Below are 23,940 nucleotides of genomic sequence, written 5' to 3'. Positions count from 1 at the left end.
GGAAGCCACACCGCCCACACTGTCCATGCCAGCCACACGGCCCGCACCAAGAGCCCGCGCGGACAACTCCCCCCAGCGAATCCATGCAGCGCATGCAAAGAGTTCATGCCGCGAATCCATGCGACGAATCCATGCAGAAAAGGAAGCCGACCATGTATGCCGTGCCCCTGGAGACCCCGGGAGACGAGACGGCGCACCTGCGCCCCCTGGAACCCTGGCAGGCCCCGGAGTTCCTGGCCCACATGGACCGCGGCAGGGAGTACATCGGCACCTACATCGGTCTCCCGGACGTCGTCACCGACATGGAATCGGCCCGTGCCTACCTCCGTTCCTACGCCGACAAGCAGGCCGCTGACACCGGCCGGATCCATGGCATCTGGCTGGACGGCACACTGGTCGGCGGGGTCCTGTTCCGTACCTTCGACGCCGCGACGGGCACCTGCGAGGCGGGTTGTTGGCTCGAACCCGCGGCCGTGGGCCGTGGACTGGTCACCCGGGCGGTGCGTGTCATCGTCGACTGGGCGGTCCGGGAGCGCGGGATGCACCGGATCGAATGGGTGGTCTCCGCGGGGAACGTCGCGAGCATCAAGGTGGCGCGGCGCCTCGGCATGACCCGGGAGGGCGTGCTCCGCCAGGCCTACCCCCATCGCGGTGTCCGCAACGACCTGGAGGTGTGGTCCGTGCTGGCGCCTGAATGGAACCGTCAGGAAACGGACACTCCCGTAGCGAAAAGTGCTCAGGGGGGCCGCCCGGGCGGCTCAGACGCATCGCGTTAAGGGGACTCTCAGATAGGGCGCCTAGCGTGCGCCCTATGAACACCAAGGACACCGAGAAGACGGACGGTACGAAGGCGACCCCGGAGGCCGGGGGAGAGGCCGCGGCCACACCCTCCGCCGAGGAGGGCACGGCGACCGCCACGGCCACCCAGGACGGGCCGACGACGCACTCCGACGGTGATGTGTCCGCGGCTCCGGATGCCGCCGGGGCCAGCGACGCCCCGGATGCCGCCGATGTCACCGATGCTTCTGACGAAGCCGACGAGGCCGACGAGGACCTTGAGGAGGAAGCGGCGGCCGTCGCCGGCTCCTCCGGTCTGCTCTCCGCCGCCGCGGGCGTCGTCGCTGCCGGCCTCGGCATCGTCGGCCTCACCGGCAGTTGGACCGGTCGGGTCGCCGCCGAGCGGGAGACGCTCCTCGGACAGATCGAGACCGCCGAGGGCGGCAGCACCGCTGAACGGATATCCGCGCTGTACGGGGACGCCTGGCACGCCACCGCCCTGGTGAACGGCATGTTCGCGCTGGTCGCCCTGATCGTCGGCCTGACCGTGCTCACCCGTCCCGGCAAGCCCGGTTGGGTGCGCGCCTTCGGGTTGGGCGGTGCCGTGCTCGGTGGGCTCGGACTGCTGATCTCGATCGCCATGTACTTCGATCTCATCCTCAGCCTGCCCGCAGCCGGCTCCTGAGGCGTCGTGGCGCCGCCCGCCCGCTCGTGAACGGCGGTCGCGCGGCGCCCGGACCTCTGCTTCACTGCTCCGATGCACCAGAACGACCTCCTCGCCCTGTTCGACCGACAACTGCGCGTGGAGGCACGCCCCGACGCCCCCGGTGCGGTGGTCGAGCGCGTCGGAGCCGTCGTACGGCAGACCGGCGCCGCCGGCGACTGGAACGGTGTCCTCTGGTCCGATCTCGCCCCCGGAACGGCCGATGCGGCCATCGCCGATCAGGTGCGTCACTTCGCGGGGCTGCGGCGTGACTTCGAATGGACGCTGTACGGCCATGACGAACCCGGCGACCTCGGCGAGCGACTGCGGACGGCCGGATTCGTTCCGGAACCGTCAGAAACGGTCATGGTCGCGGTCCTGGACGACCTCGCCCGCGCCGTCGTAGCGGAGTCGCCGACACCGGAAGGGATCACTCTGGTCGACGTCACCACCGCCGAGGAAGTGACACTCGTGACGGAGGTGCACCGGGCGGCCTTCGGTACCGATCCCGGCACCCTCCGAGCTCGGTTGCTTCGACAACTGGGCCTCGAAACCGTGTTGATGACCGTGGCCATGGCGGGTGACCAGCCGGTCAGCGCGGCCCGGGTGGAGTTCTCACCGGGTACCGGTTTCGCCGGGCTGTGGGGCGGTGGCACCCTGCCCGAGTGGCGGGGCCGGGGCATCTACCGAGCCCTGGTCGCCCATCGCGCCACCGCCGCAGCACAGCGCGGTGCTCGCTTCCTGCGGGTGGACGCCACCGATCAGAGCCGTCCGATCCTGGCCCGCATCGGATTCACCCCGCTGACCACCACCACGCCCTACGTATGGTCCGCAGCGAGCCGATAGCCGGTACGGAAACGGGCTCGCCAGCTGCCCGAACGGCCCTATGACGGTACGTCAGCTCACTGTCGGCCGTGACGGATGACCTACCCGTCCGTGCACCGGCCCCAGCACCGCCGGTACCGCATAAGGCCCCTGCCCACGGTCCCTAAGGCCCCCTCCGCACCCAAGATGGGGCAGCGGCCCGATGCGGTGCACCCCCCTGGGAGAAGAGATTGGTGGCACACACCACCTCATCGACCCCACGGAGGGCACCATGTTCGAGTACCGACTCCAGGAGATCCGCCGAGCCGATCTGATCAAGGCGGCCGAAGCCCATCGCCTGGCGCGTGAAGCACGCCGCGCCCGGCGCGCAGAGAGACCGGCGACCACGGAAGGGGAGGGCCCGGTGACGGGCCCCGAAGAACGCTTCGTACAAGTCGCCTGAGCCCGGCCACGGGCCGCCCCGCCACCACGCACCCGACGAAACCCGATGCACCACAAACGCATGTCAGAGCCCTGTGCGATGCTCGGGCTCGTGGAGAACAGGTCGATCAGCCCCGTGTTCGTCGGGCGCGCGCCGGAGCTGTCCGCGCTCACCGACGCCCTGGTGCGAGCCGGCGGGGCAGCGGGGGGCTCACGCCCCGGCGTGCCGCAAGCACTGCTCGTCGGAGGTGAAGCGGGGGTCGGCAAGACCCGACTCATCGAGGAACTCACCGCCGAAGCCTGCCGTCGCGACGCCGTCGTCGCGATCGGCGGATGCGTCGAGATCGGCGCGGACGGACTGCCGTTCGCGCCCTTCTCCACGGCCCTGCGCGCACTCAACCGCCTGCTTCCGCAAGAGCTGGCCGCGGCGGCAGCGGGCCAGGAGCAGGAGCTCGCCCGACTCCTCCCCGAACTCGCCGATCGGCCCGAAGGCGAGCGGGACCGCCAGGACGACGAGGGCCTCGCGCGCCTCTTCGAGCTGACCACGCGCCTCCTGGAACGACTGGCCACCGATCGCACGGTCGTCCTCGTCCTGGAAGACCTGCACTGGGCCGACACCTCCACCCGTAACCTCCTCGCCTACCTCTTCCGCACATTGCGCCGTGGACGGCTGGTCGTCATCGCCACCTATCGGTCCGACGACGTACACCGCCGCCACCCGCTGCGCCCGCTGCTGGCCGAACTGGACCGGCTGCGGACCGTGCAACGGATCGGACTGACCCGGTTCACCCGGGACGAGGTCCACTGCCAACTCGCCGGAATCCTCGACTCCGAGCCCGACCCCGAGACCGTCGAGCAGGTCTACGAGCGCTCCGACGGCAACGCCTTCTTCGTCGAGGAGTTGGCGCGCAGTATCGCCGACAACTGCGCCGGCGGGCTCAGCAGTTCACTGCGTGACATCCTGCTGGTCCGGGTCGAGGCACTTCCCGAGGACGCCCAGCGCATCGTGCGCATCCTCGCCGAGGGCGGTTCGACCGTGGAGTACGGACTGCTGTGCGCCGTCGCCCGACTTCCCGAGGACGATCTGATCGAGGCGCTGCGAGCGGCGGTCGGCGCGAACATCCTGCTGGCCACGGCCGACGGCGACGGCTATCGATTTCGCCACTCCCTCGCCCGCGAGGCGGTCAGCGACGACCTTCTGCCCGGTGAACGGTCCCGCCTCAACCGCCGCTACGCCGAAGCGCTGGAGGCCGATCCGCAGCTCGTCCGGGACGACGAGCGCGCCATGCGTCTCGGCAGCTACTGGTACCAAGCGCACGATCCCGCGAAGGCGCTCCCCGCCGTACTGGACGCATCGGTCGAGGCATGGCGGCGCCACGCCTACGCCGAGCAGTTGCGCCTGCTGGAACGCGCCATGGAGCTGTGGGACGGCGTCGCCGAGTCGGTGCGCGCGGCCCTCTCGCCCCTGGACTGCGTGGGACAGTGCGCGCCGACCAGCCGCGACCTGGAGACGACTCCGCTGAGCTTCCTCGATCTGATGGCGGAGGCCACGGTCGCCGGCCGGCTCTGCGGCGAACGCGAACGGGCACTGAAGATCGCCAAGCGCGGTCAGCGGCTCGCGCTGTCGGAGGAGGACCCGTTGCGGGCCTCGTGGTTCGCTGTCCAGCGCTCGCGACTGATCTCGGCCCTCGGCAGGGGCGACGGTCTCGCCGAACTCCACGAGGCCAAGGAACTGGTACGGGGCTTGCCGCCGTCCGCCGCACACGCCGAGGTGCTGGCCGCCACGGTGAACTGGAGCCGGCTGCGACCGTCGGGCCCGGACGACCTCGCAGACGCCGAGCGGGCCGTCGCCTACGCCCAGATGGTCGGGGGCGTGGAGAACGAACTCCTCGCCCGCCTCGCCCTCGGCGGACTCCTCGTGGACGCGGGTGACCTTGAGCGCGGCTTCGCCGAGATGTACCGGGTGGCGGAGTGTTCCGTGGCGCGGGGGCTCCCGTCGTTGATCGCCGCCTCGCACATCAACCTGCCGTCCGCACTGGAAGGGGTGGGCCGTTCCCAGGAGTCGGTGGACGTGCTCCTCAAGGGACTTGAGCTCTGTCGCCACTACCGTCTGCGGGACAACGAGTCATGGGTCCTCGGAAACCTCGCCGAGTCCTACTACTCGCTCGGCCGCTGGGACGAGATGCGCGACGCGGCCGAGCGTGCCCTGCGGATCGCACTCAGCCCGAAACCGCGGGGGTACGCCGCCACCCGGCTCAGCGAACTCGCCCTCGCCCAGGGCGAGACGGACAGGGCCGCGGAGCACCTCGATGCCGCCAGGCACCACTTCGGAACGCACGATCCCCTGCTCCACAGCTCCCTGAGACTGGATGCGATCGAGGTGGGCATCGAGGTGGCCAGGGGGCGGGTGCTGGAGGCGAGAGAGCACTTCCGACGGGTCACGGAGGGCGGGTTCCCCGCCGGTGTCCAGCGCTACGCCTGGCCGCTGCTGCGCACGATGGCCGCCCTGGAGGCCGATACGCGCGGACTGCCCGCCGCGGAACCCGGCCGCGCCGCAGCGGTTGAGCTGGTCCGGGACGCTGCCCGGAGCGTCATCACCGGAGCACCCGTCTGGCTGGCGTACGACAGTTGGGTCCGGGTCGAACTCCTGCGCGCGGAGGGCCGCGACACCGCCCGGGAGTGGGCGCGGACCCAGTCCGCCTTTGAACTGCTGGACTACCCGCACGAATTGGCCCTGGTGCGGTTGCGCGTCGCGGAGGCCCTCCTTCCGGCCGAGCGCGCCTGTGCCACGGAGCTCCTGGACCATGCCGCCGAGACCGCCAGGGCACTCGGCGCGGAGCCGCTCTGCCAGGAGATCGCGCTCCTGGCCCAACGGGCGAGGGTCACACTGGCAGCCCCTGCCGCATCCACGGCCCTCCCGGCTCCGACCGCTTCGCCGGGCCCTGCGGCTCCGGCCGGTCCGGAACTGGGACTGACCCCCCGGGAGGTCGATGTCCTCGCGCTGGTCGCCGCCGGGCGCAGCAACCGGCAGATAGCGGAGGCGCTGTACATCTCGCCGAAGACGGCGAGCGTCCATGTCTCCAACATCCTGGCGAAGCTCGGTGTCTCCGGCCGGGTGGAGGCGGCGGCACTCGCCCATCGGCTGCGGCTCTTCCCTGCCCTGGAGGAGGGGCAGCCCTCACCCTGACCCGATCGATCGCGGGCGATCGCGGGCTGAGATCCAAGCCGCTCTCCCGCCCACCATGGATCGCCGATCGCCGATCGCCGAACTGAACTCCCGACCTCGATGCCGAACCGACCGCTTGGCCGGCACCCCGTGCGGTCCACCGGGTTCGGTCGTCGGTGCCGACGGGCGATCCATGGAGGAGCGGAAGGATGTCCTAGCGGTCTTCCTCTCCGAGATCCAGCGGACCACGATGCACCCGTGGGACCGGCGGAAGGACCGCAGCCGTCGATGAGTCGGACGAGAGCGCTGGGCAGTCGACGGGGGCCGCTGACGGTGGTGTGGCATCCGAGCGGGCGGCGTCCGAGCCGACTGGACCCGGCCCGGCGGCGCCGCGCACGGTCACCTTGCCCGAGGTCAGATCGATCGGCCCTCGGGCGGGATCGCTGTCACCGACCTGCGTTCTGGTTAGGGCCAGACGCTTTCGTTCGTCGGCCAGGTGCTTGTTGCCCGGAGCAAAGACCTCGTCCCACGCGGAGATCCCGGAGAAGCCGGAAGCCATCGACGAGCCACCTCCTATGTCACCTCTAGTCGGAGAACCTTGTCGTCGCCCGGCCCCGGCGTGCCCCGGGTATCCGTCTCGCTGGTGATCAGCAGGAGCTGCGAGTCGCCGGTCGCCACCACCGTACGCAAACGGCCGTACTTCTCCTCCACGAACGACTGGGGCTCGGCCGAAGGTTCCTTACCCGCAAGGGGAATCCGCCAGAGCCGTTCGCCCCGGAGCCCGGCCATCCAGATCGACCCCTTCGCATAGGCGATGCCGCTCGGGGATGCTTGCTCGGTGGGCCACTGGGCCACCGGGTCCACCAGTCCGGGCTTCCCCGTCTTGCCCTCGGCCTGGGGCCAGCCGTAATTCTTGCCCGGCTCGATCAGATTCAGCTCGTCCCAGGTGTTCTGGCCGAACTCGGCGGCCCAGAGCCGCTTGTCCGCGTCCCAGGCGAGGCCCTGCACATTGCGATGACCCAGGGAGTACACCAGGGAGTCCGCCTCTGGATTCCCCGGGGCCGGCTGGCCGTCGGGTGTCATCCGCAGGATCTTGCCGGCCAGCGATTCCTTGTCCTGCGACAGTCCGGTCTCGCCGGTCTCGCCCGTGCCCGCGTAGAGCATCTTGTCCGGGCCGAAGGCGATCCGCCCGCCGTTGTGCACAGCTCCCTTGGGGATGCCCCGCAGCACGGTGTCCGGTGCACTCAACTGCTCGCCCGGGGGCTTGCGTTCATCGAGCAACATGCGGGCGATGCGGTTGTCCCCCATGGTCGTGAAGTAGGCGTACACCGATCTGTCCGCAGCGAACGACGGCGAGACGGCCAGGCCCAACAGCCCGCCCTCACCACCGGGTGCCACCCCCGTCACCAAACCGACTTCGGTCTGCTTCCCCGACTCCAGGTCGACGCGGGTGATCGTCCCCTCGTCCCGAGAGGCGACCAGGAGGTCACCGCCGGGCAGGACGGCAGCGCCCCACGGGGACTTCAAGTTCTCCGTGACGGTGGAGACCACCTTGACCGAGCCCTTCGCCGGTGGAGCGGAAACCGAGGGGTCTCCGCTCGGGCCACCGGACGAGGCCGGGGACGAGGCGGAGGCTGACCCGTCCCGCTTGGGTTCGAACAGTTGGCCATCACCGCCCGACGAGCATCCCGTGGCCACCAGCGCCGCCAGTACGGTCAGCACGGACGCCACACCGGGTTTTTGCCGACGTTGCACAGTTTCGATCCCTTCGACGGCTCAAGAGCTGCCTCACTACCCTTCTTACACCGCCCGCCCTCCCGAGGTTCCCGTTCGCGTGCCACGAGATCGCCGCCGCCCCGCCGCCCGCAGCGTCTGCCCGCCCGCCCCGACACCTCGCGCCACACTTCCTGCCGCTGCCTACTGCCCGCTGCCGGTACCGGCCCGCCCCGGTCTCGTCCCCGCGTCCGCCACCGACTACCGCCCGTCGACCGTGCCCGTCAGTCCCACGAACCCTTGGCCCGCGGCAGTCCGCCGATCTCGTCCAGATCGCGCGCCGAGAGCGTGAGCCCCGCCGCCCGGGCGTTCTCCACCGCCCACTCCACCCGCTTGGTCCCCGGCACCGCCACCACGTGCCGCCCCTGCGCCAGCACCCACGCCACCGCCACCTGAGCGGGTGTGGTGCCCGCTCCGTGGCGCGCCGCTATTCGTCGCAGACCGGAAACCACCGGCTGGTTCGCCGCCATCATCTCCGCGGTGAACCGCGGATGCCGGGCCCTGATGTCGTCCGGTTCGAACCCCTGCCCCGGTGTCAGGGTGCCGCTCAGAAAACCGTTCCCCAGCGGCATTGCGGCGAGGAAGCCCATACCGCGCGCCTCGCACCACGGAACCAGACGCTCCAGTGCCTCCGGCGCCCACACCGACAGCTCGGCCTGGACGGTGCTCACCGGAAACACCTGCTGGAGCCGCTCCAACAGGCGGATCGTTCCCGCATGTGCGTGCACCGGGCCGCTCGCGCCGGGGCCCACGGGCGACGCGGTACCCGCGCCGCCCGAACCCGGCTGCATCCGGCCCACCTGGCCACCGGATGCGGGGCCGGCGTGAGGCACCTCTCCCACACCCGCCGAGCGCGCCGTGCCGCGCCACCGGCCGCTGCGCGCCGTCGCGTCCGACGCCGCCGATCCTGCCCCCGCCCCGTGCGCGCCCAGGGCACAGAAGCCGAGCGCGCGCACCTTCCCCACGCCCACCAGCTCCGCCATCGCCCCCCAGGTCTCCTCCACCGGAACCTCGGGATCCGCGCGGTGCAACTGGTAGAGGTCGATCACATCCGTCTGGAGCCGTCGCAGTGAGGCGTCGCAGGCCCGCTTGACGTAACCGGGGCGCCCGTGGGCCACCACGTGCCGGTCGCCCACCAGCAGGCCGACCTTGGTGGAGACGAAGGCGTCCCGCCGCCGCTCCCGCAGTACGCGCCCCAGTAGGAGTTCATTGGTGAACGGCCCGTACATGTCGGCCGTGTCCAGGAGTGTGGCGCCGGTGTCGAGCGCGGCGTGGACCGTGCGCAGCGACTGCTCCCCGTGCCGTTGAGAGGCGGTGTAGGCCCAGTGCATCGGCATGCACCCGAGTCCGACCGCGCCCACCGCCAGCGCCGCCGCGCCGATCGTCCTGCGCTCCAACTGCCCGTATCCCTCCCTCGGTCGCCCCCAAACTAACCAATGCTGACCATCCCTCCTCGCCCCGGCTCCCGACGACCGGGGCCTTCTTCCTGATCTTGGTGGGTTCGCCCCCTGCACCGCGCTTCCCCGCGGCGGACCACGACGCGGTGCGGGAGACGCCCCCCACCGCACGGGCCTTCCTCCCGCCCGGCGCATCACCGGAGTCGTACCGCCCGCCCCACCCGCCCCGGACCGTTCCGAGGGAAAGGCCTTAGCCTCGTGACCATGACCGCAGACATATGGCTCTCCCTTCCGGCCGACGAGATCGACGGGCTGCCCCCGACGGACGGCACCGGGTTCCGTTACCGGTTCTGGAACGGAGGACCGGAGTTGCCGGCCGATCCTGCCGACTGCGTGTTCTACACGGTTCCCTACCTCCAGCCCGGGGTGGCGCTGATCCCGCTCCCCGCGATGACGTCCGTACAGGTCATCCAGACCCTCTCGGCGGGGATCGACCACGTCGAGCCGGGCCTGAGCGCACTGCACCCCGGGGTGCGCCTCTGCAACGCCAAGGGCGTCCACGACGCCTCGACGGCCGAGCTGGCCCTGACCCTCGTACTGGCTTCGCTGCGCGGCATCCCCGGCTTCGTCCGCGGCCAGGACGGGGAGGAGTGGCGGGCAGGGTTCTATCCGGCGCTCGCCGACCGCTCCGTGCTGATCGTCGGCTACGGATCGATCGGCGCGGCCATCGAAGACCGGCTTGCGCCCTTTGAATGCGCGCGGGTGTCGCGCATCGCGCGCTCTGCCCGCACTACGGCGCGCGGTGAAGTGCGCCCATTCACCGAAGTGCACTCTCTGCTCCCGGACGCCGATGTGGTGATCCTCTCGACTCCGCTCACGGAGGACACCAGGGGACTGGTGGACGCCGAATTCCTGGCCCGGATGAAGGACGGGGCGGTCCTGGTCAATGTGGCCAGGGGACCGGTCGTCGATACGAAAGCCCTGTTGGCAGAGGTGGCGACCGGCCGCATCACCGCCGCCCTCGATGTCACCGACCCCGAGCCGCTCCCTCCGGGCCACCCGCTGTGGCACGCACCCGGAGTGCTCATCAGCCCCCATGTCGGCGGCTCCACATCGGCCTTCCTGCCGCGGGCCAAGAGGTTGCTCGCGGCCCAGGTCCGCGCCTTCATCGCAGGTGAGCCCATGCAGAATGTCGTACTGACCACGGAGTAATGGCTGGTGAGCCCCGATGGAGGTCCCGTAGCCCCAAGGACGCGGCCGTTCCGAACCACTGGCAGCCCGGTTAAACCACAAGAAGTCAACCGATCGCCCTGCGCGCCGCAGTGGCGATTGATGGTCACTCAGAGTAGAGGAACTATGTCCCTGAGTGACGATTCTGGTGTATCGTCCGGACCTGGGGGCTGCACCGGCAAGGGGCGGTGCGCTGACGCGACCTGACTGCCAATCAGACTTTTGAGGGGGGCGACGGGCGATGCACGGCCAGTGGACCCAAGATCCCATCAGGCAGGGACGTCGACGACGACCCTCGCACGATCCAGAGCCCGGCGCCATCACCACGGCGGTCGTCGCACCCCTTCCCTCCAGGGGCGCCCGTGCGGTCGCGTTCCCCGGCCGGGCACCCCGCCGCCCTGGGAGCAGCCCGGCCATCACTTTGGTGATCGCCTCCCTCGGGTCACCGGCCGCCGCAGCTCGAACCACTGGCCCCCACCGGCCTCCTGCATGCATCCCGCCGTTACCCACGGCGTGGCCCTCGTCGCGCCCCGCCCCCCCTGCACCGCCGATGTCCGCTGCCGGGCTGCCCGTGCCGGGCGCATCGCAAGGAGCGGCCCGGTGAGCGCGCCGGGGGCGATGGCGGCCCGTGAGCCCGCCCCCAGCGGCCGGGGCCTGGTAGCCCAACTCATCCTCGCCCTGATCTGCGCCGGCTACGGAGTGGGCGCGGCGCTCGGTTGGGGCTCACCCGAACTGGCTCTGATCATGGGCGATTTCGGCCTCAGCGCGGGTGCCCTCGTCGCAGCCGTCTCCTGTTTCCTCTACGCACGCACGAGCCCGCCCCGGCTGCGACCCGCCTGGCTGCTCTTCGCGCTCTCCTCGCTGATGGCCTCCGCGGGGAACGCCGTCTGGGGCTGGTACGAGGTGGTCCTGCACCGCGAGGTGCCCAGCCCCTCCATCGCCGACCTCTTCTTCCTCTGTTTCGCCCCGCCTGCCATCGTCGGATTGCTGGTGCTCGCCAAGCGCCCGGTCAGCAGGGCCGGTTGGGTCTGCCTCGGCCTGGACGCCTGGTTGATCGGCGGTTCACTGTTGACCCTCTCCTGGAGCCTTGCGCTCGCCCACACCACCCGCGTCCAGGGCGAGAGCGTGGCCCCCGCCGCCCTCGCACTCGCCTACCCACTGCTGGACATCGTCCTGGTCAGCATGGTCCTGGCGCTGCACTTCAGACGCTCGGCCACCAATCGTTCCGCCGTCAACACCGCCATCGCGGCGCTCGCCCTGACGGTGCTGTGCGACACGCTGTTCACCTCCCCGCTGCTGCGGGAGAGCTACCGTTCCGGCCAACTGCTCGACGCCGGCTGGTTCGCCGGCTCCCTGCTGTTGGCGTACGCGCCCTGGGGTGCCAGGCGCTCGGCCGAGACCGTACGGCCGCCCAGAGCGGCCCGCCCGAGCCGGCCGGTCGCCGGCTCGCTGGCCGCGCTGACCCCCTATCTGGCCGCCGCTGTCTGCACGCTGGGCATTCTCTACAACGTTGTCGAGGGGCGAACGGTCGACCGGGTCGTCGTCCTCACCGGCTGCACGGTCGTCCTCGCACTCGTGGTCCGGCAGGGCATCATGCTCGTCGACAACATCGCCCTCACCCATGAGCTGGCCCAGAAGGAGAACCACTTCCGCTCGCTCGTCCAGGGCTCCAGCGACGTGATCATGATCGCCGCGCCCACCGGGGTGCTGCGGTACGTGAGCCCCGCCGCGTCCGGCGTGTACGGACGCGAGGCGGACGAGCTGATCGGCTCCGAGTTGGCCACCCTGATCCATCCGGAGGACCTCGGCAGGGTCATTCGGGAGGTCCGCCGATTTCTGACCGCCTCACCGGCCGATGAACCCACCACCCGCATCGAGTGCCGGTTCCGCTCGGGCAGCGGCGACTGGCTCAACGTGGAGTCCACCGTCAACCGCCACCAGGGCGGGCTCATCTTCAACAGCCGCGACGTCACCGAGCGCGTGCGCCTCCAGGCCCAGCTCCAGCACAGCGCCGAACACGATCCGCTCACCGACCTACCCAACCGGGCCCTCTTCACCGACCGTGTGCGCCGCGCCCTGAGCGGTAGACGGGCCGGGGACCGGGGCACGGCCGTGCTCTTCATCGACCTCGACGGCTTCAAGGGCGTCAACGACCGCCTCGGCCATCAGGCGGGGGACGACCTGCTGATCCAGGCCGCCGGCCGACTCGCCGACTCCGTACGGGCCGGGGACACCGCCGCTCGACTCGGCGGTGACGAGTTCGCGGCGCTCATCCTCGGCGACGGCGCGGCCGAGGCGGCGGCCCGCGAAACCCAGGTCGCCGAGATCGCCGATCGGCTCCGGCTCACCCTCTCCCAGCCGTACCGCATCGACGGTCACGACGTACGGGTCGCCGCCTCGATCGGCGTCGCCTTCGCCGAGGAGGGCATCACGCCCACCGACCTCATGCGCAATGCGGACCTTGCCATGTACCGGGCCAAGGCCGGCGGCAAGGACCGCGTCGAGCTGTATGTGCCACAGATGCAGGCCGAAGTCGTGCGGCGCACCGAACTGGCGGCACGGCTGCGCAGCGCCCTGCACGACGGAGAGTTCGCCCTGTTGCACCAGCCCGTGGTCAACCTCGCCACCGGTCGCATCGAAGCCGTGGCCGCGCAGGCACGCTGGCGCTCCGCGCAGGGGATGCTGTTCACGCCGGCCGAGTTCCTGCGCTCGTCCGACGACGGCGACCGCACCGCTGAGCTCGGCCGCTGGCTGCTGGAGGAGGCCGTGGAGCAGGCGGCGGAGCGGGACCGGCTCGGTCACCGGGTGCCGGTCTCGGTGCGGCTCTCAGCCCGTAGGCTCCTGGACCGCTCACTGCCGTGCGGAACCGTCGAGTCCTTGCTGTCCCGACACGGTCTGCCGCCCGGGGCGCTCATCATCGAACTCGCCGACAGCGATCCGCGGATCTCCTTCGACGACCTCGAACAGAGACTGGTCGCCCTGCGCCGGCTCGGCGTGCGGATCGCGCTCGACGGCTTCGGCAGCGGTCATGCCGCGATCAACGCCCTCCGCAGACTCCCCGTGGACCTGCTGAAGCTGGATCGAGGACTGATCGAGGGAATCGTGGAATCCTCTCGACTGCACAAGATCACCAGCGGACTGTTGCGGATCGCCGGCGACCTCGGCCTCCAGTCGGTCGCCGATGGAGTGGACCTCCCGGAGCAGGTTCTCGCGCTGCGTACCATGGGCTGCACGCACGGTCAGGGGATGGCGTTCGCCGGGCCCCTCGACGAGTACCGGCTGCGCAGGGCGCTGGTCCGCGACGACTTCCCGCTGCCGGGCGGTGCCGTGCTCCCCCTGCTCGCCGGTGGCTCGTTGACCACGCGCACCGGTTCAAATAGTGAGACGCGCGTCCCACCCGCTTGACAGTCCCACGGGCTGAGGGGGAGGGTCTGTGACATGCGCACCCGAATTCTCGTACTTGGAAAGCGCGTCGGCTGAGCGGAGCCATGAAGGCTCCGCTGACTCCTCCCGACGCGCTCCCCTCGCTTGCCTCACGGCACGAGGGGTTTTTTGTTGTACCGATGCAGTTTCCTCGTGCGAGAACCCCCCGCACAGCCCCGTACCGGGGCCCGGCGGAACCCTTCACGGCACCCGTGAAATCCTGAAGCAAGACAACAAAACAGCAGAAAAGAATCATTCAGTAGCACAACCGACAAGAGCAGTAGCGCCACCGTCGAGAGGCCGAGCCGTTCCGCACCCCGGGTACCACCACCGCCCGACAGGGCGGCAGGACCACACCCCGTCGGGACCGACGAACCCACCTGACCCGCTCACCCGCCCGCATCACCGAGCAGCACCCGCCAGATCCTCAGCACCAACCTCAGCGTCAGCCCTCAGCTTTGAGAAGAGAATGCCGATGACCGAGCAGGCCACCGGGGCCCACCATCCGCAGCCGCGGGCCCGTACTGTCGGACACCCCACCCCCGCAGTCGAGCACGTCACGGGCGCCAAGTCCCTCATCCGCTCTCTTGAGGAAGTGGGGGCGGACACCGTCTTCGGCATCCCCGGCGGCGCCATCCTCCCCGCCTACGACCCGATGATGGACTCCACCAAGGTCCGTCACGTCCTGGTCCGCCACGAGCAGGGTGCGGGGCACGCCGCCACCGGATACGCCCAGGCCACCGGCAAGGTCGGCGTCTGCATGGCGACCTCGGGACCCGGTGCCACCAATCTGGTCACCCCGATCGCCGACGCCCACATGGACTCCGTCCCGCTGGTCGCGATCACCGGTCAGGTCTCCTCCAAGGCGATCGGCACCGACGCCTTCCAGGAAGCGGACATCGTCGGCATCACCATGCCGATCACCAAGCACAACTTCCTGGTCACCAACGCCGACGACATCCCGCGGACGATCGCCGAGGCGTTCCACATCGCCTCCACCGGCCGTCCGGGACCGGTCCTCGTCGACATCGCCAAGGACGCCCTCCAGGCGCAGACCACGTTCAGCTGGCCCCCCACCCAGGACCTGCCCGGCTACCGCCCGGTGACCAAGCCGCACGCCAAGCAGATCCGTGAGGCCGCCAAGCTGATCGTCCAGGCCAAGCGGCCGGTCCTCTACGTCGGCGGCGGCGTGATGAAGGCCCGGGCCACCGCCGAGCTGAAGGTCCTCGCCGAACTGACCGGCGCACCCGTCACCACCACGCTGATGGCGCTGGGATCCTTCCCCGACAGCCACCCGCTGCACGTCGGAATGCCCGGTATGCACGGCTCGGTCACCGCCGTCACGGCGCTCCAGAAGTCCGATCTGATCGTCGCCCTCGGCGCCCGCTTCGACGACCGGGTCACCGGCAAGCTGGATAGCTTCGCGCCGTACGCCAAGATCGTCCACGCGGACATCGACCCCGCCGAGATCGGCAAGAACCGCACCGCCGACGTGCCGATCGTCGGGGACGCCCGCGAGGTGATCGCCGACCTGGTCCAGGCGGTCCAGGCCGAGCACAGCGAGGGCCACACCGGTGACTACACCGCGTGGTGGAAGGACCTGAACCGCTGGCGCGAGACCTACCCCCTCGGCTACGACCAGCCCGAGGACGGCAGCCTCTCCCCGCAGCAGGTCATCCAGCGCATCGGCCAGCTCGCCCCCGAGAACACCATCTACGCCGCCGGCGTCGGCCAGCACCAGATGTGGGCCGCCCACTTCATCGAGTACGAGAAGCCCGCGACCTGGCTGAACTCCGGTGGCGCCGGAACCATGGGCTACGCGGTCCCGGCCGCCATGGGTGCCAAGGCCGGAGCTCCCGACCGTACGGTCTGGGCGATCGACGGTGACGGCTGCTTCCAGATGACCAACCAGGAACTCACCACCTGCGCGCTCAACAACATCCCGATCAAGGTCGCCATCATCAACAACGGCGCGCTCGGGATGGTCCGCCAGTGGCAGACCCTCTTCTACAACCAGCGCTACTCCAACACCGTGCTGCACGCCGGTGGCCAAGAGGGCGGCGGCGAGCCCAGCGGCGGCACCCGGGTGCCCGACTTCGTCAAGCTGTCCGAGGCGATGGGGTGTTACGCGATCCGCTGCGAATCCCCCGACGACCTCGACAAGGTCATCGCCGAGGCCAACTCCATCAACGACCGTCCCGTCGTGATCGACTTCATCGTCCACGAGGACGCCATGGTCTGGCCGATGGTCGCCGCCGGCACCTCCAACGACGAGGTCATGGCCGCCCGCGGGGTCCGCCCCGACTTCGGCGACAACGAAGACGACTGAGCGAGCGAGCAGAAGAGAGAGACCGACTCCGATGACCTCCTACCACCACCCGGCGCACACCTCCCACATGTCGAAGCACACGCTCTCCGTCCTCGTGGAGAACACCCCCGGCATCCTCGCCCGGATCGCCGCCCTCTTCTCCCGCCGCGGCTTCAACATCGACTCCCTCGCCGTCGGCGTCACCGAACACCCCGACATCTCCCGCATCACCATCGTGGTCAATGTCGAGGACCTGCCGCTGGAGCAGGTGACCAAGCAGCTCAACAAGCTCGTCAACGTCCTGAAGATCGTCGAACTGGAGCCGGCCAACGCCATCCAGCGCGAACTCGTGCTGGTGAAGGTCCGCGCCGACAACGAGACCCGCTCCCAGATCGTCGAGATCGTCCAGTTGTTCCGCGCCAAGACGGTGGACGTCTCCCCGGAGGCCGTCACCATCGAGGCCACCGGATCGAGTGACAAGCTGGAGGCCATGCTCAAGATGCTGGAGCAGTTCGGCATCAAGGAGCTGGTCCAGTCCGGCACGATCGCCATAGGGCGCGGTGCCCGGTCCATCACCGACCGGTCCCTGCGCGCGCTCGACCGCAGCGCCTGACCCGCGCGCCGGCTCGCATGGCGAGACCCGAAAACCTCCCCGCCCACTCCCGCCGTACGGTGGGACGCACACCTGCACACCAAGGAGACATTCCAGTGGCCGAGCTGTTCTACGACGACGATGCCGACCTGTCCATCATTCAGAACCGCAAGGTCGCGGTCATCGGCTACGGCAGCCAGGGTCACGCGCACGCCCTGTCGCTCCGTGACTCCGGCGTCGACGTCCGCGTCGGTCTGCACGAGGGTTCCAAGTCCAAGGCGAAGGCCGAGGAGCAGGGCCTGCGCGTGGTGACCCCCGCCGAGGCTTCCGCCGAGGCCGACGTCATCATGGTCCTCGTGCCGGACCCGATCCAGGCACAGGTCTACGAGGAGTCCATCGCCCCGAACCTGAAGGACGGCGACGCGCTGTTCTTCGGCCACGGACTCAACATCCGCTTCGGCTTCATCAAGCCCCCGGCCGGCGTCGACGTCGCCATGGTCGCCCCCAAGGGCCCGGGCCACCTCGTGCGCCGCCAGTACGAGGAGGGCCGCGGCGTTCCGTGTATCGCGGCCGTCGAGCAGGACGCCACAGGCAAGGGCTTCGAGCTCGCCCTGTCGTACGCCAAGGGCATCGGCGGCACCCGTGCCGGCGTCATCAAGACCACCTTCACCGAGGAGACCGAGACCGACCTCTTCGGCGAGCAGGCCGTGCTGTGCGGCGGTGCGTCCGCACTGGTCAAGGCCGGCTTCGAAACCCTGGTCGAGGCCGGTTACCAGCCGGAGATCGCCTACTTCGAGTGCCTCCACGAGCTGAAGCTGATCGTGGACCTGATGTACGAGGGCGGCCTGGAGAAGATGCGCTGGTCGGTCTCCGAGACCGCCGAGTGGGGCGACTACATCACCGGCCCCCGCATCATCACCGACCAGACCAAGGTCGAGATGAAGAAGGTCCTCGCCGAGATCCAGGACGGCACCTTCGCGCGCAACTGGATGGACGAGTACCACGGTGGTCTGAAGAAGTACAACGAGTACAAGACGCAGGACGAGAACCACCTGCTGGAGACCACGGGCAAGGAGCTCCGCAAGCTCATGAGCTGGGTCGACAACGAGGACGCGTAAGCCGTGAGGCGAGGGCCGGGACGACCGTGTCCCGGCCCTCGCCGTTGTGCGCCGTGCCCGGCGCGAAAGCACCCGGCGTGCGCCCCGGACACTCGCGGACAGCCCGGTACTTGCCGGGCGCTTCTCCACTTCGTCCAGCCCCGGACGGGTGATCCTGCCGAGAAGGCACAAGACACACCCTGATCCACCACTACACTTCTCAACAACACTTCGCGTCAGGCCCACAGTGTCGTGCGTCTTCCACGCGGCTAGCCCCCTCCACCGCCTGCGGCCGTCGGGACGGCCGTCTGCACTGGACTAGTGAGGACTCACGTGAGCACTGCGTCTCGGAAACCAGTCGTACTCATCGCTGAAGAGCTGTCGCCCGCCACCGTGGATGCGCTCGGCCCTGACTTTGAGATCCGCCACTGCAATGGTGCGGACCGCGCGGAGTTGATCCCCGCCATCGCCGATGTGGACGCCATCCTCGTGCGCTCCGCCACCAAGGTCGACGCGGAGGCCATCGCCGCCGCCAAGAAGCTGCGCGTCGTCGCCCGTGCCGGTGTCGGTCTGGACAACGTCGACGTCTCCGCCGCCACCAAGGCCGGCGTGATGGTCGTCAACGCCCCCACCTCCAACATCGTCACCGCCGCCGAGTTGGCCTGCGGTCTGTTGGTCGCCACCGCGCGCAACATCCCCCAGGCCAACACCGCTCTGAAGAACGGCGAGTGGAAGCGTTCCAAGTACACCGGCGTCGAGTTGAGCGAGAAGACGCTCGGTGTCGTCGGCCTCGGCCGCATCGGCGTGCTCGTCGCCCAGCGGATGTCGGCCTTCGGCATGAAGATCGTGGCGTACGACCCCTATGTCCAGCCCGCGCGGGCCGCACAGATGGGCGTCAAGCTGCTGACGTTGGACGAGCTCCTTGAGACGTCCGACTTCATCACCGTGCACCTGCCCAAGACGCCCGAGACCCTCGGGCTCATCGGGGACGAGGCGCTGCACAAGGTCAAGCCGTCCGTGCGCATCGTCAACGCCGCCCGCGGCGGGATCGTGGACGAGGAGGCGCTCGCCTCCGCGCTCAAGGAAGGGCGCGTCGCCGGCGCTGGCCTCGACGTGTACGCCAAGGAGCCGTGCACCGACTCGCCGCTCTTCCAGTTCGACCAGGTCGTCTGTACGCCGCACCTGGGTGCTTCGACCGACGAGGCGCAGGAGAAGGCCGGTGTCGCCGTGGCGCGTTCCGTGCGCCTCGCGCTCGCCGGCGAGCTCGTCCCAGACGCGGTGAACGTCCAGGGCGGCGTGATCGCCGAGGACGTCAAGCCGGGTCTGCCGCTCGCCGAGCGCCTCGGTCGCATCTTCACCGCCCTCGCGGGTGAGGTCGCGGTCCGTCTCGACGTCGAGGTGTACGGCGAGATCACCCAGCACGACGTCAAGGTGCTGGAACTGTCCGCGCTCAAGGGCGTGTTCGAGGACGTCGTCGACGAGACCGTCTCCTATGTCAACGCTCCGCTCTTCGCCCAGGAGCGCGGTGTCGAGGTCCGGCTGACGACCAGCTCGGAGTCCCCGGACTACCGGAACGTCGTCACCGTCCGCGGCACCCTCTCGGGCGGTGAGGAGGTCGCCGTCTCCGGCACCCTCGCCGGGCCCAAGCACCTCCAGAAGATCGTGGCGATCGGTGACCACGACATCGACCTGGCCCTCGCGGACCACATGCTGGTGCTGCGCTACGAGGACCGTCCCGGTGTCGTCGGCACGGTCGGCCGCATCCTCGGCGAGGCCGGGCTGAACATCGCGGGCATGCAGGTCTCGCGCGCTGAAGAGGGCGGCGAGGCCCTGGTCGTCCTCACGGTCGACGACGATGTGCCGCAGACGGTGCTCACCGAGATCGCCGCTGAGATCGGTGCCGCGTCGGCCCGTTCGGTGAATCTGACGGACTGACACCACGCGTTTCCCGGCAGGGGCCCGACTGGTCGAGCATCGACGAGTCGGGCCCCTGCCGTGCTGACCGCCCTGTGGGCGTTGGGGCTGGCGATCCGTTGGCGGAGTGCGCGCTGGGGGTTGCCCGCTCAGCAGGCGGCGACCCGCGCTGACCGGTCCGCGTGTCCGCCGGGCCCCGATACGGCGAACGGGTCAGAGCCGGGCCGTCTTCAGGGCCATGTGGAGCAGTAGCCGGTCCTCCCCGTCCGCCAGGTCGAGCCCGGTGAGCTGCTCGATGCGGGAGAGCCGGTAGTAGAGGGTCTGCCGGTGGATGCCCAGCGCGGACGCGGTACGGCCGGCCTGGCCGCCGCAGTCCAGATAGGTCTCGGCGGTGTCGGTGAGATCGGCGTGGGAGCCGTCGAACAGCGGGAGCACCGCCGGGTCCGGAGACAGGTCTTCTGGCAGGGCGGTGAGGGTGCGGTACGGCCCGATGTCAGCCCACTGGGCCACGGGCCCGAGCCGGGGTGCCGCCCGGGACGCACGGGCTGCGGAGATCGCCTGACGCCAGGCGACGCCGAGGTCGGCGAGGCCCTGGCGGGGAGAGGAGACGCCGGCCGTGGCCGTACCGGGCGCCGAGGTGAGCAGGCGCTCGGCGGCGGCGATCGCGGGGGAGGGCGTGTCGAGGGTCCGTAGCCGCAACAGCACGGCCAGGACATGGGTGACCAACGGGGTTGGGCCTTCCGCCGCCGGTTCGCCGCCGGCCCGTGCCGTACCACTGCGGGAGGTCCGAACGGCGGACGCCGGGGCCCGGGTCGCCGCACCCGGCACCGTGCACAGGGCCGCGGCGCCCGGGAGCGATCGCACCGGTGGCGCGTCGCGCGAGGGCCAGGGCGCGATGCACACCACCGCGTGGGGGCCGTCGGCGCCGCGCTCACCACCGCCGAGTGCGGTGCGCAGCGCGGCCACGGCCATGTCGTACTGCCAGCCCCGGTCCGCCGTGAGCACCGCACGGAACTCGCGGGACAGATCGGTGCCGGCCCGTTCCTCGTCGGCGAGGAGACCGCCGATGCGTTCGGCGACCTCCATGGCCGCGGCCAACTGGGCGTCCGTGGGCCCGGGTGTGGTGTCCAGCAGCCACACATAGCCGAGTGCGATGCCGCGATGGCGTACCGGCAGACAGATGCGGTCCCGGAAGACGCCGGCGTCGGGGGCGGCGGGGATCCGGACGGGGGCGGTGGCCCGGGTGATCCCGAAGCCCTCGAACCAGGCCCGGACCGCGGGGGAGGACTTTCGGGTGAGGATCGAACGGGTCCTCACCGGGTCCATCGCACCGTCGTCGTCGCTGTCGTGCGCGCCGAAGGCGATCAGCTCGAAATCGCGGTTCTCCAGCGTTGCCGGGGCTGCCAGCAGAGCCGAGATCTCATCGACGAGTTCCTGGTAATCGCCCTTCATCCGGACATTCTGACACGTCCTTCAGACAGATGTCTGAGATCCCGGCCACGGATGCGTGACAGCTGTCGATGGCTGACGATCGGAGCGATCCTTAGATTTCACGGTGGTTCTTCGTGCCGTTCCGGATGCGTTCCCCCCGGCGTATCCGCCCGGCACCCGTACTTCCAGGAGGTCCCCGTGCTGGGTCCCGTGATCCTCGCCGCGTCGCGCAGCGACGGGATGCGTCGCATCGTCTCGGCCGCTCCGGTCACCAAGCCCGTGGTGAACCGTTTCATCGCAGGCGAGACGGTTCAGGAGACCATCCCCGTCGTCCAGGAGACCGCTGCTCGCGGCCTGGAGATCACGCTCGACGTCCTCGGCGAGGACATCACCGATCCGTCGGAGGCGCTGCGCGCCCGCGACGCCTACCTGGAGCTGATCGAGGCCCTGAAGCCGCTCGGCCTGGGGGAGCGCGCCGAAATGTCGGTCAAGCTCTCCTCCTTCGGCCAGGCGCTCGCCGGCGGCCATGACCTGGCGCTGAAGAACGTCACCCCGGTGGTCGAGGCCGCTGCCGAGATCGGCACCACGGTCACCCTCGACATGGAGGACCACACCACGGTCGACTCGACCCTGGCGATCCACGCCGAGCTGCGTGAGCGCTTCCCCCGCACCGGGGCGGTCGTCCAGTCGTACCTGTTCCGCACGGAGGACGACTGCCGTGCGCTGGCCGCCGCGGGTTCCCGGGTCCGGCTGGTCAAGGGCGCCTACAAGGAGCCCGCGTCCGTCGCCATCCAGGACAAGGCCGAGGTCGACCGCGCGTACATCCGCTGTCTGAAGATCTTGATGGAGGGCGAGGGCTACCCGATGATCGGGTCCCACGACCCGCGCATCATCTCCATCAGCCAGGAACTCGCCCGCCGGGCCGGCCGCAAGCTCGACGACTACGAGTTCCAGATGCTCTACGGCATCCGCGAGGGCGAGCACCACCGGCTCGCCGCCGAGGGCCACCGCATGCGCGTCTACATCGCGTACGGCACCGACTGGTACGGGTACTTCATGCGCCGCCTCGCGGAGCGCCCCGCCAATCTGGCGTTCTTCCTGCGTTCGCTGGTCAGCCGCGGCTGAACCCCCAACTGACCTACTGATTAAGGAGAGTCGGCACCATGGACGCCGTCACCAAGGTTCCCGCGCCGGTCAATGAGCCGGTCCACGGCTACGCACCGGGCAGCGCCGAGCGCGCCCGGCTGGAGGCCAAGCTCAAGGAGCTGGCCGAGAACCCGATCGAGCTGCCGATGACCATCGGCGGCGTACGCCGGATGGGCGGCGGCGAGCGCGTCGACGTCGTCCAGCCGCACAACCACTCCGCCGTGCTCGGCACCTTCGCCGGAGCGACCGAGCAGGACGCGCAGGACGCCATCGACGCTGCGCTCGCCGCGGCCCCCGCTTGGCGCGCGATGTCCTTCGACGACCGCGCGGCGATCATCCTGCGCGCCGCCGAGCTGCTGTCCGGCCCCTGGCGCGAGACGCTCGCCGCCTCCACGATGCTGGGTCAGTCGAAGACCGCCCAGCAGGCGGAGATCGACACCCCGTGCGAGCTGATCGACTTCTGGCGGTTCAACGTCGCCTACGCCCGCGAGATCCTGGCCGAGCAGCCCCCGGCCAACTCCCCGGGCGTGTGGAACCGCATGGACCACCGCCCGCTGGAGGGATTCGTCTACGCGATCACCCCCTTCAACTTCACCGCCATCGCGGGCAACCTGCCGACCGCTCCCGCCCTGATGGGCAATGTGGTCGTGTGGAAGCCGTCCCCCACGCAGACCCACGCCGCCGTGCTGCTGATGCAGCTCCTTGAGGAGGCCGGACTGCCCAAGGGCGTCATCAACCTGGTGACCGGTGACGGCATCGCCGTCTCCGAGGTGGCGCTGAACCACCGCGACCTCGCCGGCATCCACTTCACCGGCTCGACCAAGACCTTCCAGCACCTGTGGAAGACCGTCGGGAACAACATCGAGAAGTACCGCTCGTACCCGCGGATCGTCGGTGAGACCGGTGGTAAGGACTTCGTGGTCGCGCACCCGAGCGCCGACCGTGCTGTCCTCAAGACCGCGCTGACCCGGGGTTCGTTCGAGTTCCAGGGGCAGAAGTGCTCGGCGAGCTCGCGTGCGTACATCCCCGCCTCGATCTGGAACTCCGGCTTCAAGGAGGAGTTCGCGGCCGAGGTCGACGGGATCAAGATGGGTGACGTCACCGATCTGTCGAACTTCATCGGCGCGGTGATCGACGAGCGTTCGTTCGCGAAGAACAAGGCCGCCATCGACCGTGCAAAGGCCGATGACACCTGCACGATCGTCGCCGGCGGCACCTACGACGACTCGGTCGGCTACTTCATCCGCCCGACCGTCGTCGAGTGCACGGACCCGAACAACGAGGTCTTCACGACGGAGTACTTCGGTCCGTTCCTTGCGGTGCACGTCTACGACGACAGCTCCGCCGAGCAGTACGACGCCATGCTCGACCAGATGGAGTCGGTCTCCGATTACGCGCTCACCGGTGCGGTCATCGCCAACGACCGTGCCGCCGCCGCGCACACCATGGAGAAGCTCCGCTTCGCCGCGGGCAACTTCTACATCAACGACAAGTCGACGGGCGCGGTCGTCGGACAGCAGCCCTTCGGCGGCGGTCGGGCCTCGGGCACCAACGACAAGGCCGGTGCCCCGCAGAACCTGATGCGCTGGACGCTGACCCGTGCCATCAAGGAGACGCTGGTGGCTCCCACGGAGTACGGCTACCCGCACATGGGCTGATCTTCTTCGGCCCCCCTGATCCCGCCCCCGTTCCAGCCCCCACGCCGGAACGGGGGCGGTTCCACGTCTGCTCCGCGCCC

The 23,940-nt window shown here is 69.8% G+C and carries 17 protein-coding genes; 13 read left to right on the top strand and 4 right to left on the bottom strand.

Going from position 1 to position 23,940, the window contains the following annotated elements; all coding sequences use genetic code 11:
• Nucleotides 1–152: 152 nt before the first annotated feature.
• From ABZ348_RS21340 to ABZ348_RS21320, 5 genes are all read left to right on the top strand, one after another.
• The gene (locus tag ABZ348_RS21340; protein ID WP_358935295.1) at nucleotides 153–776 is read left to right on the top strand and encodes a GNAT family protein; all 624 of its coding nucleotides are present in this window, start codon (nucleotides 153–155) and stop codon (nucleotides 774–776) included.
• 35 nt (nucleotides 777–811) lie between these two features.
• On the top strand, nucleotides 812–1,462 hold the full coding sequence (locus tag ABZ348_RS21335; RefSeq protein WP_358935294.1) for a hypothetical protein: 651 nt from the start codon (nucleotides 812–814) through the stop codon (nucleotides 1,460–1,462).
• 72 nt (nucleotides 1,463–1,534) lie between these two features.
• A complete protein-coding gene (locus ABZ348_RS21330; RefSeq protein WP_358935293.1) occupies nucleotides 1,535–2,326 on the top strand; it encodes a GNAT family N-acetyltransferase in 792 nt (263 codons plus the stop codon).
• 250 nt (nucleotides 2,327–2,576) lie between these two features.
• Nucleotides 2,577–2,747, top strand: a complete 171-nt coding sequence (locus ABZ348_RS21325; protein ID WP_358935292.1) for a hypothetical protein — start codon at nucleotides 2,577–2,579, stop codon at nucleotides 2,745–2,747.
• Nucleotides 2,748–2,807: 60 nt separating this feature from the next.
• Nucleotides 2,808–5,912: an AAA family ATPase gene (locus ABZ348_RS21320; RefSeq protein WP_358935290.1), complete on the top strand. Its 3,105-nt coding sequence runs from the start codon at nucleotides 2,808–2,810 to the stop codon at nucleotides 5,910–5,912.
• Between the two features lie 193 nt (nucleotides 5,913–6,105).
• On the opposite strand, the gene ABZ348_RS21315 is transcribed toward ABZ348_RS21320, so the two are convergent.
• The 3 genes from ABZ348_RS21315 to ABZ348_RS21305 all read right to left on the bottom strand — a co-directional run bounded on the left by ABZ348_RS21315 (nucleotide 6,106) and on the right by ABZ348_RS21305 (nucleotide 9,061).
• Nucleotides 6,106–6,450: a DUF6191 domain-containing protein gene (locus tag ABZ348_RS21315; RefSeq protein WP_358935288.1), complete on the bottom strand. Its 345-nt coding sequence runs from the start codon at nucleotides 6,448–6,450 to the stop codon at nucleotides 6,106–6,108.
• Between the two features lie 14 nt (nucleotides 6,451–6,464).
• The gene (locus ABZ348_RS21310; protein WP_358935287.1) at nucleotides 6,465–7,622 is read right to left on the bottom strand and encodes a PQQ-dependent sugar dehydrogenase; all 1,158 of its coding nucleotides are present in this window, start codon (nucleotides 7,620–7,622) and stop codon (nucleotides 6,465–6,467) included.
• 266 nt (nucleotides 7,623–7,888) lie between these two features.
• Nucleotides 7,889–9,061 (bottom strand): aldo/keto reductase, encoded by a 1,173-nt coding sequence (locus ABZ348_RS21305; protein WP_358935285.1) that lies wholly within the window; start codon nucleotides 9,059–9,061, stop codon nucleotides 7,889–7,891.
• Between the two features lie 264 nt (nucleotides 9,062–9,325).
• Between ABZ348_RS21305 and ABZ348_RS21300 the strand changes: the two genes are divergently transcribed.
• From ABZ348_RS21300 to serA, 6 genes are all read left to right on the top strand, one after another.
• Nucleotides 9,326–10,273 (top strand): 2-hydroxyacid dehydrogenase, encoded by a 948-nt coding sequence (locus ABZ348_RS21300; RefSeq protein ID WP_358935283.1) that lies wholly within the window; start codon nucleotides 9,326–9,328, stop codon nucleotides 10,271–10,273.
• A gap of 636 nt (nucleotides 10,274–10,909) precedes the next feature.
• The gene (locus ABZ348_RS21295; RefSeq protein WP_358935486.1) at nucleotides 10,910–13,696 is read left to right on the top strand and encodes an EAL domain-containing protein; all 2,787 of its coding nucleotides are present in this window, start codon (nucleotides 10,910–10,912) and stop codon (nucleotides 13,694–13,696) included.
• 487 nt (nucleotides 13,697–14,183) lie between these two features.
• Nucleotides 14,184–16,043: an acetolactate synthase large subunit gene (locus ABZ348_RS21290; protein ID WP_358935281.1), complete on the top strand. Its 1,860-nt coding sequence runs from the start codon at nucleotides 14,184–14,186 to the stop codon at nucleotides 16,041–16,043.
• A gap of 67 nt (nucleotides 16,044–16,110) precedes the next feature.
• Nucleotides 16,111–16,635, top strand: a complete 525-nt coding sequence (ilvN, locus tag ABZ348_RS21285) for an acetolactate synthase small subunit (RefSeq protein ID WP_358935484.1) — start codon at nucleotides 16,111–16,113, stop codon at nucleotides 16,633–16,635.
• A 95-nt stretch (nucleotides 16,636–16,730) separates the two neighbouring features.
• Nucleotides 16,731–17,732, top strand: coding sequence for a ketol-acid reductoisomerase (ilvC, locus tag ABZ348_RS21280; protein ID WP_358935279.1), 1,002 nt, complete (start codon nucleotides 16,731–16,733; stop codon nucleotides 17,730–17,732).
• 312 nt (nucleotides 17,733–18,044) lie between these two features.
• Nucleotides 18,045–19,646, top strand: a complete 1,602-nt coding sequence (gene serA, locus ABZ348_RS21275) for a phosphoglycerate dehydrogenase (RefSeq protein ID WP_358935278.1) — start codon at nucleotides 18,045–18,047, stop codon at nucleotides 19,644–19,646.
• 192 nt (nucleotides 19,647–19,838) lie between these two features.
• Here serA and ABZ348_RS21270 read toward each other — a convergent pair whose 3' ends face one another.
• Nucleotides 19,839–21,077, bottom strand: coding sequence for a helix-turn-helix domain-containing protein (locus ABZ348_RS21270; protein WP_358935276.1), 1,239 nt, complete (start codon nucleotides 21,075–21,077; stop codon nucleotides 19,839–19,841).
• 177 nt (nucleotides 21,078–21,254) lie between these two features.
• On the opposite strand from ABZ348_RS21270, the gene ABZ348_RS21265 reads away from it, so the two are divergent.
• Nucleotides 21,255–22,181: a proline dehydrogenase family protein gene (locus ABZ348_RS21265; protein WP_358935274.1), complete on the top strand. Its 927-nt coding sequence runs from the start codon at nucleotides 21,255–21,257 to the stop codon at nucleotides 22,179–22,181.
• Between the two features lie 38 nt (nucleotides 22,182–22,219).
• Entirely contained in the window at nucleotides 22,220–23,860 is a 1,641-nt protein-coding gene (gene pruA, locus ABZ348_RS21260) for an L-glutamate gamma-semialdehyde dehydrogenase (RefSeq protein WP_358935272.1), read from the top strand.
• Nucleotides 23,861–23,940 lie beyond the last annotated feature (80 nt).

This window comes from Streptomyces sp. NPDC005963 (assembly GCF_040638655.1).
Classification (GTDB): domain Bacteria; phylum Actinomycetota; class Actinomycetes; order Streptomycetales; family Streptomycetaceae; genus Streptomyces.
Note: the sequence above shows the minus strand (reverse complement) of the source record. Positions and strands in the feature narration are given on the sequence as shown.